The sequence below is a fragment of the Geomonas sp. Red276 genome (assembly GCF_054784495.1).
The window spans coordinates 1-12,640 of record NZ_BLXW01000048.1 but is presented as its reverse complement, the minus strand read 5'-3'; the positions used below and the strand labels follow the sequence as shown (position 1 = coordinate 12,640).

Annotated in this window: 11 protein-coding genes; 4 read left to right on the top strand and 7 right to left on the bottom strand. The window is 59.8% G+C overall.

The annotated features are described in order from the left end of the window. Nucleotides 1–134: 134 nt before the first annotated feature. A complete protein-coding gene (locus tag ACYVL5_RS21430) occupies nucleotides 135–449 on the bottom strand; it encodes a BON domain-containing protein (protein WP_460597606.1) in 315 nt (104 codons plus the stop codon). A 311-nt stretch (nucleotides 450–760) separates the two neighbouring features. On the opposite strand from ACYVL5_RS21430, the gene mgtA reads away from it, so the two are divergent. Continuing rightward, nucleotides 761–3,307, top strand: a complete 2,547-nt coding sequence (mgtA, locus tag ACYVL5_RS21425; protein ID WP_460597605.1) for an HAD family hydrolase — start codon at nucleotides 761–763, stop codon at nucleotides 3,305–3,307. Nucleotides 3,308–3,389: 82 nt separating this feature from the next. Here mgtA and ACYVL5_RS21420 read toward each other — a convergent pair whose 3' ends face one another. Next, a complete protein-coding gene (locus tag ACYVL5_RS21420; RefSeq protein ID WP_460597604.1) occupies nucleotides 3,390–4,721 on the bottom strand; it encodes a sensor domain-containing diguanylate cyclase in 1,332 nt (443 codons plus the stop codon). A 37-nt stretch (nucleotides 4,722–4,758) separates the two neighbouring features. Continuing rightward, on the bottom strand, nucleotides 4,759–5,454 hold the full coding sequence (locus ACYVL5_RS21415; RefSeq protein WP_460597603.1) for a VIT1/CCC1 transporter family protein: 696 nt from the start codon (nucleotides 5,452–5,454) through the stop codon (nucleotides 4,759–4,761). Between ACYVL5_RS21415 and ACYVL5_RS21410 the strand changes: the two genes are divergently transcribed. Both ACYVL5_RS21410 and ACYVL5_RS21405 read left to right on the top strand, forming a co-directional pair. After that, nucleotides 5,444–6,136: a hypothetical protein gene (locus ACYVL5_RS21410; protein ID WP_460597602.1), complete on the top strand. Its 693-nt coding sequence runs from the start codon at nucleotides 5,444–5,446 to the stop codon at nucleotides 6,134–6,136. The two genes, ACYVL5_RS21415 and ACYVL5_RS21410, sit on opposite strands and share 11 nt — an antisense overlap. Nucleotides 6,137–6,785: 649 nt before the next feature. Beyond that, nucleotides 6,786–7,655 (top strand): YihY/virulence factor BrkB family protein, encoded by an 870-nt coding sequence (locus ACYVL5_RS21405; protein WP_460597601.1) that lies wholly within the window; start codon nucleotides 6,786–6,788, stop codon nucleotides 7,653–7,655. A gap of 28 nt (nucleotides 7,656–7,683) precedes the next feature. On the opposite strand, the gene ACYVL5_RS21400 is transcribed toward ACYVL5_RS21405, so the two are convergent. From ACYVL5_RS21400 to ACYVL5_RS21385, 4 genes are all read right to left on the bottom strand, one after another. After that, entirely contained in the window at nucleotides 7,684–9,186 is a 1,503-nt protein-coding gene (locus ACYVL5_RS21400) for a sensor histidine kinase (protein WP_460597600.1), read from the bottom strand. A 29-nt stretch (nucleotides 9,187–9,215) separates the two neighbouring features. Further along, nucleotides 9,216–10,736 carry a KaiC family protein gene (gene kaiC / locus ACYVL5_RS21395; protein WP_460597599.1) on the bottom strand — a complete coding sequence of 507 codons (1,521 nt, stop codon included), beginning with the start codon at nucleotides 10,734–10,736 and terminating at the stop codon, nucleotides 9,216–9,218. Then, nucleotides 10,733–11,020 (bottom strand): circadian clock KaiB family protein, encoded by a 288-nt coding sequence (locus tag ACYVL5_RS21390; protein WP_460597598.1) that lies wholly within the window; start codon nucleotides 11,018–11,020, stop codon nucleotides 10,733–10,735. Before ACYVL5_RS21390 ends, kaiC begins: the two co-directional genes overlap by 4 nt. Before the next feature lie 122 nt (nucleotides 11,021–11,142). Then, a complete protein-coding gene (locus ACYVL5_RS21385; RefSeq protein WP_460597597.1) occupies nucleotides 11,143–11,499 on the bottom strand; it encodes a DUF2141 domain-containing protein in 357 nt (118 codons plus the stop codon). 504 nt (nucleotides 11,500–12,003) lie between these two features. Here ACYVL5_RS21385 and ACYVL5_RS21380 point away from each other — a divergent pair. After that, nucleotides 12,004–12,525, top strand: a complete 522-nt coding sequence (locus ACYVL5_RS21380; protein WP_460597596.1) for an AI-2E family transporter — start codon at nucleotides 12,004–12,006, stop codon at nucleotides 12,523–12,525. Nucleotides 12,526–12,640 lie beyond the last annotated feature (115 nt).

The following is a 12,640-nucleotide window of genomic DNA, read 5'->3' as shown; positions in this document are numbered from 1 at the left end:
GGGACCGAGCGTTTTACGGACATGAGTGAGCCCGCCCATGGTTCACGATGTGACCATGCCCAGGGGCGGGAGCTCTATTCAGCATTACGCGGAGTGTCCGGAGCAACCCTCCAGTGACGGAAGATTGCCTCGAGCTACTTGACCGTCAGGTCGTTTTTCACCTCCGAGACACCCGCCACCCGGCCTGCGATCTCCCCTGCCCTCTGGGCGGCACCCTGGGAATCGACAAAACCGCTCAACTGGACTACCCCCTTGTAGGTCTTGACGTTGATCTGGAAGACTTTCAGGGACGGTTCACCGAGGATCGCAGCTTTCACCTTGGTCGTGATGGTGGAGTCATCGAAGTACTGCCCGGTACTTTCCTTTTTTGAGGTGGATGCGCACCCCAGGAATGAGGTTACCAGCCCGATGCATACCAACAGTTTCAACATACGCTGCAGTTTTCCCATGAGGCTCTCTCCTTTGCCGTGGTGGACAGGTCACGGCCCGCTGCCCTGCCGTTGGATGTGAATTCTGTAATCTTTCGACATAGGTAAGTCTATGATGGCCTGCCTTCATGTCAAGAGCGCCCCCTCTCACTGCTTCTTCGAAATGTTGGCCGGCAGGAAGAACACCGGAGGGAAAGAGTTATAATTTCCCCACGGGCAGACAGCGCTCCATACAGTGCCAATTGTGGATCGTCCGCACGCTCAAACTGGCAACCGATCACTTCGCGTGGAGAGTTCGCAGCCAAAGCGGTAAGCATCGGAGACAATCCATCATGCCTGCAGCTGCCGACAAAACGGATTTCAACTTCTGGCAACTACCGGTCCCGGCGCTCCTGGGACAGTTGGCCTCAAGCCCGCAGGGACTGACCGGCGCGGAGGCGGCCTCGCGCCTGGCGCGCTTTGGCCCCAATCTGATCCATGGGGAGCGCAGCAAGGCGCTGGTCCTGCAATTCCTGGCCAAATTCAAGAACCCGCTGGTCATCATCCTCCTTACCGCCAGTGCCCTCTCGGCCTTCACCGGCGACGCCGCGAGCTTCTTCATCATCGGCACCATCGTCCTCATCAGCGTCACTCTCGATTTCGTCCAGGAATACCGGGCCGGCCAGGCAGCGGAACATCTGCGCCAGTCGGTGGCGGTGCGCGGACAGGTGCTGCGCGATGGCACGCTCCTGGAGATTCCCCTTGCGGAGATGGTGCCGGGAGACGTGGCACTCCTTGCCGCGGGCGACCTGGTTCCCTGTGACGGCCGGGTGCTGGAGGCAAAGGACTTTTTCGTGAACCAGGCCCTTTTGACCGGGGAAGCCTTCCCGGTGGAGAAGTCTCCGGTGGAATTGCCGGAGGAGGCCCAGGTTCTGGCGGCCGCCAACACGGTCCTTTTGGGGACATCGGTGGTGAGTGGCACGGCCAAGGTGCTGGCATGCCGGACCGGGCAGCAAACGGAACTAGGCGGGATTGCCGACACGCTGCTGGCCAAGGCCCCCCCCACCTCCTTTGAAGAGGGGACCCGCCGGTTCGGGCTCCTCATCATGCGCATGACGGTGCTCCTCGTGCTGTTCGTCCTGCTGGTCAATGCCTTCTTTCACCGCCCCTGGCTCGAATCGTTCCTCTTCGCCGTGGCCCTGGCGGTGGGACTCACCCCTGAACTGCTCCCCATGGTGGTATCGGTGACCCTGTCACGGGGAGCGCTGCGCATGGCGGCCGCCAAGGTGATCGTGAAAAGGCTCGCGTCGATCCACAACCTGGGAAGCATGGATGTCTTCTGCACCGACAAGACCGGCACCCTGACCGAGGCCCGCATCCATCTGGAGCGTCACCTGGATCCCCTGGGGCGGGACAGCCGGCGGGTCCTGGAATTGGCCTACCTCAACAGCTTTTACGAGACCGGTTTGAAGAGCACCCTGGATGACGCCATCCTGGAGCACAGGGAAATCGACGCGAGCGGCTGGAAGAAGATCGACGAGGTGCAGTTCGACTTCGAACGGCGCCGGATTTCGGTGCTCCTCGAAAACGGCATGGGGAGGTTACTGGTCGTCAAAGGCGCGCCCGAGGATATCCTGCGGTTGTCCGAGAGCTACCAGGCCGACGGAGAGGCGCAGGCACGTCCTCTCGACGAGGCGGCGCGGCTTGCCATCGATGCGCAATTCGAGGCGCTGAGTAGAGAAGGCTTCCGGGTGCTGGGAATCGCCTCGCGGCAGGTGGGGATGGACCACCCTCACGCCGTGGTAGGAGATGAATCGGAGCTGGTCTTTGCGGGATTCGCCGGCTTCCTCGACCCGCCCAAGGTGAGCGCCAAGGCGGCCCTGGCGGGACTTGCCGCCGACCGGGTCGAGGTCAAGATCGTCACCGGTGACAACGAAATGGTTACCCAGCATATCTTCGCGGAACTCGGCCTTACCGTGACCGGGGTGCTGACCGGGGCGGAGATTCAGCAAATGGACGATTCGGCTCTCGCGGCGCGGGCGGAGCAGGTGAACCTCTTCTGCCGCGTAGCTCCCGCCCAGAAAAACCGTGTCATCCTCGCCCTGAAGAAGCGGGGGCACGTGGTGGGGTATCTCGGCGACGGCATCAACGATGCCCCCTCGCTCCATTCGGCCGACGTGGGCATTTCGGTGGACAGCGCGGTGGACGTGGCGAAAGCGGCGGCGGACATGATCCTCATGGAGCAGGACCTGGGGGTGCTTCACGCCGGTGTGCTGGAAGGAAGGCGCACCTTCGGGAACATCATGAAGTACATCATGATGGGCACCAGCTCGAATTTCGGCAACATGTTCTCCATGGCCGGCGCCTCGCTCTTTCTACCGTTTCTCCCGATGCTGCCGGTGCAGATCCTTTTGAACAACCTCCTCTACGATGTATCCGAGCTCCCTATCCCGCTGGACCGGGTGGATGACGACTACCTGAGCCATCCGCGGCACTGGGACATGAGCTTCATCCGCAACTTCATGCTCGTTATCGGCCCGGTCAGCTCGGTTTTCGACTTCCTCACCTTTTACGTCATGCTGGCCCTCTTCCACGCCGGGGAGGCGCTCTTCCATACCGGCTGGTTCGTCGAGTCCATGGCCACGCAGGTGCTGGTCATCTTCATCATCCGCACCCGCAAAAACCCCTTCCGAAGCCGCCCCACCCCCTGGCTGGTCGTCTGTTCGCTGACCGTTGTGGCGGTCGCCGCGCTGCTCCCCTTTACCCCGGCCGGCAGGCACCTCGGTTTCGTGGCGCCGCCCGCGTTCTTTTTCCTGATCCTGACGGCCATGCTGCTCGCCTACCTCTTGGCGGTGGAAGGGATGAAGAGATGGTTCTTCCGCCGTTTTGCCAGGGAGTGACCCGCCTCCGCCTTACCCACCAGCGACACCATCCAGATCGCCCTGGTATCGAGGTTGTCGCGGCAAATGCCGCTAGCACCTGCTAGCGACGCTTTTGGTCCGATTTATCCCTGTACATCCGCCGGTCACTGAGCTTCAAGGCTTGGGCAAGCTGATCTTTGTTTTCTGCCGAGGCAACGCCGAAAGCGATGCTCACCTGACCCTGGCTGATCTCGGAGCAGTTCATGATTCTCCCCACGGCTTCCTGCGCTGCGCCTTTGCCGGTCGCCGGAAGAAGAACGGCAAACTCGTCTCCCCCGATACGGGCAACTACGTCGCCGATCCGGAATGCCTCCAGGATGACCCGGGCCGCCAGACGGAGGAGATTATCCCCCGCTTCATGCCCCAGGGTGTCGTTGACCGTTTTCAGCCCGTTTACATCCGCCATCACGATGCTCATGGGGAACTGGTCGCTTCGGGCAAGCCGTTCACACTCCTCTTCGAAAAACGCCCGATTATAGAGGCCGGTCAAGATATCGTGCGTGCTGTCGTGACGAAGCCTCACCTCCACGTTCTTGCGGCTGGTAATATCGTGGGCGATGCCGATGATCCCGGTGACCGCTCCTTTGTCATCAAAGATGGGCGTTTCTATCTTCTCCAGGTACTGAACATTCCCCTCCCGGTCGGCAATGGACTCTTCGAAATAGGTGCGGGTACCGTTCGCAATCGCCTCCCTTGAGTCTTGCTCGTACTTCACGGCAAGTTCCGGCGGATAGATGTCGTAATCGTTCTTCCCGATCAGATCCTTGGGCGCCATGCCAACCGACCTGCCGAACGGCTCGTTCACGGCGGCATACCTCCCCTCCCTGTCCGTGAGCCAGGCGATACTGGGGATATTGTCGAGAATGGCCTGCTGCTGCCGGATGACCTCGCTGATCCGATCCTCAGCCAGCTTGCGTTCGGTGATGTCTTCCATGGCCAGGAGGATCATGTGTGAGCCGATCCTTTTTCCGAATATCTCCCTGGCGTTGAGCAGCATGATCTTACGGCCGATTTCGGGAAAATCGTGCGCGACCTCGTAGCCGTTGAGCACGGTTTCCTGGGGGAGGATCTCCTCGAGGAGTACCCGCAGCTTGGGAATATCCCACTGCCGGTTACCGAGCTCGTAGATGAAATTACCGATCGTTTCCTCGGGGGTCACCTTGAAGGAGGCGTAGAAGCTCTGGTTGGCCGTGAGAACTCTCAGGTCGTACGTCAGCACCACAAGGGGCTCGCGCACGGTTTCCACGATGTTCTCGGCATAGGCCCTGGCATCCTGGATCGCCGTTTCATACTGCTCACACGCACGCGCAGTTGTTTCAAGCGCGGCGACACGCCTGCGCAGTTCGCTCAGTTCCCGAATCAATTCAGCTTTGGTTTTTTCATGGTCCTTCATGCCCCACCCCGTGCAAAAACCAATCTTCCGTCGCCGCCTAAACGACCGCACCGAAGAGCCTGCCCACCCCCGCGGTGAGGCCCATGGCGAGCGCGCCCCAGAAGGCCACCCGCAAGGCCCCCTTGGCAATGGGTGCTCCGCCTGCGTATGCCGCGGTGCCACCGAGGAGGACCAAAGCGACAAGTGCCGTCGCAGACAGGACTTCGACGATGCGGGTTGCAGGCGCGAGCCATGCCGCCGCAATCGGGATTATGGCACCCGCGACAAAGGAAATTGCCGAGGCGAAGGCGGCGGAGATCGGCCGTGCCCGGAGCGTCTCGGTGATGCCGAGTTCGTCACGGGTATGGGTTCCCAGGGCATCTCTCGACATAAGCCTTTCCGCTACCACCCTCGCCAGCGGTTGATCAAGACCCCGGCTTACATAAATCGCGGTCAGTTCGGCCAATTCGCTCTCCGGCTCGGTTGCAAGTTCGCGTTTTTCCCTCTCTATGTCGGACTTTTCGGTGTCTGCCTGCGACTGAACCGATACATACTCGCCTGCCGCCATGGACATGGCACCAGCTACCAGACCGGCCACACCGGTCAGCAGGATGCTCCCCCTTGGGGTACCGGCAGCGGCAACGCCGACCACAAGACTTGCCACCGAGATGGTTCCGTCGTTCGCGCCCAGGACGGCTGCGCGAAGCCAACCGATGCGGCCCGCCCTGTGGGTCTCCGTGTGCATGCGTGGCATCGAATTACTCTCCTTGATGGACGACTTAGCTAATTTTTCGGCCGCCTTGCCGTTCCGTGCCACGGCCGTTGCATCCCCGCTCCGCCTCGGCAAATCCGCAAAATCTGCCATTCAGATTTCAGTTGCCGCACGGTCCCCGTGCCCTCTGTTTGACGGGCATAGTTCGCTGATTACAATTAAAGCCAGGTTCAGCTATCCACACCGGCAGGCACTGCAACAATCCGAGCGTCGTGACCCACAGGCGCAGTGGCAACACAAGGAGACACTTATGAAATACACATTCATCACGATGAGCATCATACTCATGACCAATGCCGGAACATGCCTGGGTGCTGACCCCTCAATTTGCAGTACCGGTGAAATAACCTATTTCGCCAAGGGGCAAGTGAGCTCATGTACCCTAAAGGATGATTTCACTGTCAATGGCGTTAAATGTAAGCAATATGCGCCGATCAATTTTTACCCAAACGGAGCACTCAAAAGTTGTGTATCCAGCGATTTTTTCATTTATGGCTCCATCATCTGCAACCAGTACGGACGCGTCAGCTTCTACCGGTCGGGAAAACTGGACACCTGCGACCTGTCCAAGTCGATCGAGATCGATGGTAAAACCTGCGCGCAATTCGAATCGATAACTCTCTTTGAAAACGGAAAGCTGAAGTCCTGCAGCAGGCCGCACTAATTTGGGCGTAGAAGACGGAACGGGGCGGGGCAAGTCCGATGGTCGGACCTCCTTGGCTTTCGGGCGAACAAAACAGAAAAGGGTGTATCCATCCCGGTACACCCTTTTGGATTGACCTTTTCAACGGCTCTGAGTCGCCCCCCTGGATGGGGCGAATACCCTCCTCGCCCACTGCACCGACCTCTCCGGGGTCGGCGGCGGCATACCCACCAATGAGGCAGCAACACCAATTGTCCGGGGTATTTCACGATCCCGTCCTATCAATCTTTGACGCCGGAAGTTTCGCGATGCAGTTTAACCGACGCGCCTTCATTGTGATGGGCGTGCAAAATTGACATTAAATATTTCACAGTGTATCTCGAGTCTCCGTCCTGTCAATTAGGCAATCGTGGCCATGTGCGAGTATGACAAAATCGCCTAGAAGCACGATCGAGCGACATCACACAGAAGTCTTAGCCCCTCACGCTCTTCGACTCAGCGCGATGAACACATAAATTGGCCCAGAGGCGAGCGGTTGTCTCTGTCTGGCAGTGACAGTCCGTCGACTACACTTGAATCCGGCACCTGCCCTCAGCTATGCGGCGGGTGCGACACCAAACCGGAGAGGCATTGTGGTTCCCCTGGAAGCCGCCCCGATTCTGTGACCACTATGACTATGGACAAACCACACTCTCCGAATCGGGTCATCAGAAGTCTCCTCAGTTTCCTGCTGCAGGCGCTACGCGGTTTCATACGCAACCAGGGGATCATGTTATCCGGCGCTGTCGCCTATTATACGCTGCTATCCATCGTGCCCATGTCCATCCTCGCCCTCATCGTGTTGACCAATTTCATAGAGGAACAGGAGCTGATTCATACCCTGTCAAGGTACCTGGAAATGCTGATCCCCGGCTATGCGGCGACCTTGACCGAGCAGGTGCGGGCATTCCTTGAACATCGTAAAGCAGTGGGGATCATCGGCTTTCTTGCCCTGCTTTTTTTCAGTTCCATAGCCTTTTCCGTTCTGGAAAACGCCATATCGGTGATCTTTTCCCAGCGGGTCAGGAACCGGCGCCGCAACCTTCTCCTGTCCGCGCTTATCCCCTATGCATACATCTTCGTCATGGGGCTGGGCATAGTGCTGGTGTCGTTCATTGTTGGGGCCATCGAGACGCTCGAAAGCAGGCATTTGACGTTTCTTGGCTGGAGTTTGAACCTGGGAGGCGCTACCGGGGCTGCGCTTTATGTCCTGGGGATAGTTGGTGAGGTGCTGATATTCGTTTCTTTCTATCTGGTGATGCCCGTGGCCCGGGTCAGATTTCGCCACGCGCTCATCGGCGGGCTGACCGCAGCCGTTCTGTGGGAGATCACCCGCAGGGTGCTGGTCTGGTATTACGCTGCCGTATCCATGGTGAACGTCATTTACGGGTCCATCGCCATAACGGTTGTGGCCCTTCTCAGTATAGAGGTTGCCGCGATAATCCTGCTGTTGGGAGCCCAGGTCATTGCAGAACTTGAGCGCCCCCCCCGACGAGGCTGACAGCGAGGGGCTATCGACATCCTTGCCTTCATGCCTTTCCCTCGGGAGTCCCGGCTTTCTCCGCATCTGCGGTTACCGGCAGGGTGAAGAAGAAGCAGGCCCCTCTTCCCGGTGCCCCCTCGGCCCATATCTTGCCGCCGTGGCGTACAACGATCCTTTCCGCGGTCGCGAGCCCGATACCGAAACCTCTCACCTCTTCGGCACCCGGCAGGCGCTGGAAAGGGATAAATAGCTTGTGCGCGTCGGCCATGTCGAACCCCGCTCCGTTATCCCGGACGAAATAGGCGGGCACCCCCCCGATCTCCGTCACACCGAATTCGATGAGCGCGTTCTCCGTCGCAGCGCTGTACTTCCACGCGTTGCCGAGGAGGTTCGCGAAGACCACCCGCAAAAGATTGGCATCTCCCGTGGCCATAACCCCGTCGGCGATGCGAAACTCCACCCGCCGCTCGGGATGGGGCAGCTTCAACTCTTCGGCCACTCCATGCACCAGGCCGGAGAGGTCAACCGTCTCCCGGAGCGGCTCTACGCGCCCCAGCCGGGAAAAATGAAGCAGGGCGTCGATCAGCCGATTCATGCGCAAGGTACCGTTGTACGCCTGTTGCAGCATTTCCTTGCATTCTTCCTGGAGCCGGCCGCCGCAGTGCATTTTGATTCCCTGGCAGTAACCGCCGATGACATTCAACGGCTGGCGCAGATCATGGGCAACCGAATAATTGAACGCCTCCAACTCCTTGTTGGCAGCTTCCAGTTCGCCGGCACGCGAGGCCAGTTCCGCATTCAGCCTCCCGACCTCCTCCTCGGCCTGCTTGCGATCGGTAATGTCTTCCATTACCGCGACGAAATGGGTGATTGTCCCATCCACGTCGGTGACAGGCGCCACGGAAGCGGCTTCATAGTAATATTCCCCGCTCTTTTTCCTGTTGATGAATTCGCCATGCCATGGCTGGCCTCCGGTGATGGCCTGCCACATCCCTTTGAAAACCTCAGGGGGTGTTTTTCCCGATTTCAGCATGCCCGGGCTCTTCCCCAGAACCTCTACCGCCAGGTACCCGGTGGTTTCGGTGAACTTGGGATTGACGTACTCGATCGCTCCCTTGGCATCGGTAATGAGGATGCTCGCCGGGCTTTGCATCATGGCACGGTACAACTTCCGGAGCTCGTGTTCGGCATGGCGGCGCTCGGTGATGTCGCGCAGGGTCGCCAGGCAGGCGGGTTTGCCTTCCCACTCCGTGCCGACCACCCGCATTTCGGCGATCCTCGGTTTCCCCTCCCTGCCGGGGATGTCCAGTTCGGTGGTCTCACCCGCGACAATCGGAAAACCGAACTGTTCCCCCAGGAGTTTTTCCACCTTCCGGCCGAAAAGGGACGCCGCCGCCGAGTTGGCGAAGATGATGCAGCCGGCGCGGTCCAGGATGAGGATCCCCTCGGTACTGATGGACACGATATTGTGGAAACGCGCTTCGCTCGCCCGTAACTCCAGGGTCCGCTGGCGAATCATTTCTTCGAGCTGGGAATGCCTGTCAAGCATGGCTCGCTCCTCGTCGTAAGCCTCGCACCTTACACCTCTTCGCCCGGGGGGCTCGCCGTCCCCCCGGGGGTGCCCCGGACCGGCCTCCCCATCAGGATGCCGCTCACATTGCGAAACGGCTTGCCGATGTGCATTCCGTGGCCGTCTATGAAGAATTCGCGGATATCCTTGTCGTGCTGGGAGCCGCGCATCTTGAGAACGGTGAGGCCCCGCCGCATTTCCCCATTCATCTCGACGTTGCGAAGCAGGATGATCGCGTCGGTGGTCGCGGAGATATGGGCTTCGGTGACGGTGGAGGCTCCGAGCTGGGTCGGCGTGGTGGAGGTGAAGAGCGCCGAAATCTCCTGCTGCTTGACGGAGGAGACCAGGCCGATGACGAACTCCCGGAAACCTTTATTGGTGGAGACCCGTTCCAGCGCGGAAATGCTGTCCACGGCTATGCGGGCCGGCCGGAACTCACGGATACTCTTGTTCATGCCGATCAGGTGATCCTCCAGCCCCATGATCTCCGGGTACTGGCAGACGATCTTCAAAAAGCCCTCCCTTTCCATCTGCTCGAAATCGGTACCGAGGTCGCTCACGTTACGGAGCAACTGGTCGCGGCTCTCCTCGAAGGCGAAAAGCATGGTCCTCTCGCCGGATTTCAGGCCGCCGGCGAGAAATTCCGAAGTGATCACGGTCTTGCCGGTACCGGTGTTACCGGAGACCAGGATGATCGAATCGCGGAAGAAGCCGCCGCCGCACATCAGATCCAGTTCGTGATTGCCCGAGGTGGTCCGGGTGTCCGACGACCTCTGCGTCAGCTCGATGGCGGAGAGCGAGACCGCCACCACCCCTTCGCCGGGGACGACGGTGAAGGGGTGTTCTCCCTTCTTGTGGTCGGCGCCTCGAAACTTGAGGATCTCGATGGTGCGGCGCCGCTTCTCTTCTGTCAGGATGTTTCTCAGGATAACGACGTTGTCGGCCACGAACTCCTCGACTCCGTAACGGGAGACATCGCCGTACTCCAGGACCCGTTCCGCGGTCATGATGGAAGTCACCTTCATCCGGTTGAGTGTCGAGGCGATCCGGTACAATTCCCGCCGGACGGTGGCCCGGTCACGCAGCTGGGTGAAAATGGCGTCGAGCGCATCGAGGGAAACCCGGTCGGCATGGCACACGCCGACCGCGTGTTCGATGCGGGCCAAGAGGGCTCCGAGATCGTAACTCCCCGCTACCAGCGGCTCTTCACCCGGTGAAATGGAGGCGTCCACGAAACACCACTTCCCTTCCCGTTCCCACGCCTCGATGTCCCACCCCATGCTGGCCATGTTGTTGCGGATGTTGACGGGGGCCTCTTCGAAGGTGACGAAAACACCGCTCTCTCCCGATTTCGAGATCCCTTCGGCCAGAAACTGGGCGGCAAAGACGCTCTTTGCGCTGCCGGAGGTCCCCAGCACCAGCGTGGTGCGGTGCTTGGGAAGGCCGCCGCAGGAAATGTGATCGAAACCGGGGATATGGGTCGCCAGTTTCTCGACCGGGGCGACTTTGGTGGGAGTTCTTTCCGTCATCTCTCACCCCCTCGCGGCGGCAGCTCGAGTCCCAGCAACACCTGTTCGGTGTCTGCGAGGTCCCCGATGATTCGCCTGACCGGTAGAGGGAATTCCTTGATCAGGGTCGGCGTCGCCAGGATCCTTTCATCTTCTGCCGACTGCGGCCGTTCCAGGACGTCGATGATGTTCAGTTCGTATTCCGTCCCCAACTCGTGTTCGCAAATCCGGCGCAGGTTGGCTATGGCACGCGAGGAGCGCGACGTCTGCCCGGTGACGAACAGCTTGAGCCGATATTTATCCATGCTCTACTCCTGTGTCCACGCGATTCTTCCTCACCTTCGCCTGGCTGGGGCGTAGCGGCAGCGAGCGGGTTGGGGAGCGTCTCCGGAAAGTGTCCGTGCCTGGTCGAGAGTTGACGGAAAAGCTAGTAATGCAGGCGGATGGTCAGCTCCAGGTCACGCCCGTCGTAGGGAAAGCTGGCGGCAGAAAACGATGGCGCGCCGATCACCCCCTTTGCGTCGTTGGAAAAACCATAGCCTTCCTTGGGGATGCCCAACAAGGTGGTATCGAGCTTGCCGTTCATGTTCTCATCATGAACCACCGCCAGCGCATATTTTCCCGGGGGGAGATCTTCAAAGTCGCAGCGCGCTTGTGATTTCCGGATTTTTATCACCATGATGTTGACCGCCGAGCGCAGATAATCGGTGGGAAAGCCGGCCGGCGATTCGAAAAGCGCGCAGGCCACGGTGCCCTTGCTGTTTCGGATGTCGAGAATCTGCACGTGAATTCCGGTGCATGAACCTCCGGCACATGCAGGGCCGGGAACCCCCAAGGTCAGCACACCACACCATGCGGCACACAAAAAACCCCATTGCGGCCCGCACCCTGGGATTTCTGACTGGGGAAGCCACCCCCGGCCTGCTGAAGGTTGACTCGTTCATGGTTTCCTCTGGGCCCCGCCCCCCCATCGCCCTGCCTCGGCCTCGCCCTCATCGGCCGTTACCAAGACGCCCGTCCTGCACAAAGGCACGAAGGTGTCGTACGGCATTTTCTCAGGCGGGGAGCGCCGTCCGGGGGGGCTTAGGCATGTAGACCGGTGTAACTTGCCCTCCCCTCCCGTCAATTTGCAGGGGGGTGCGTACCTATCCGATTTGACGGATACCCTCGTCTGTTTAGAATTACGGATGGGAAGCTGAAGTCCTGCAGCACGCCGCATTAGTATGAACAACGATGCTCGCTATCACCTATAGGGAATCGGGTTTTGGGCCCGCGGGAGGTGACTGCAATGGACAAGAAAACATACCTGAGCATTATGGCCGCCCTGGGGACTGCCGCCGCCGTCTGCCTGTTCGCCCTGCTGGCAGCCCCCATCGCCACCCCGCTTGCCTGGGCGCTTATCATCGGTGTGGCGACCCTTCCCCACTACGACCGGCTGGCCCGGAAGTTCCCCGGCCACCCAGGTCGAACTGCCGGAGTTATGGTCCTCGCGGTAGCCATATGCTTCGTATTGCCGATGGTCGCCCTGGTGGTCACCCTCGCCCTGAACGCCGCGGATTGGTACAAGGAAGGGGTGCGGCTGGCGATGGCGTTCAAGACCACCGCGGCGGGCTCTTTCAGCCACCTTCCTTTTGCCCACGAAATTGCCTCCCTGGGAGAGCGATTCGGCATCGATATCTCCGGCATGGGTGCCAAACTCGCTGCCGGCGCGTCGGGATACCTTCTTGCGGTGGCGACCAGTGCCGCAAAGAACCTCGGAGATCTCCTTTTCACCCTGGCGATGGGACTGTTCATACTCTTTCCTGATTAGCGCCAATCTTCCGCTGGAAGACAAGCGCGACATATTACGTCGTAGGTGGTTCATATAATCACGGCACATTCCATCCGAGGAGGCTGCCGTGAAGAATCGTTTCCAGTTCCAGTCA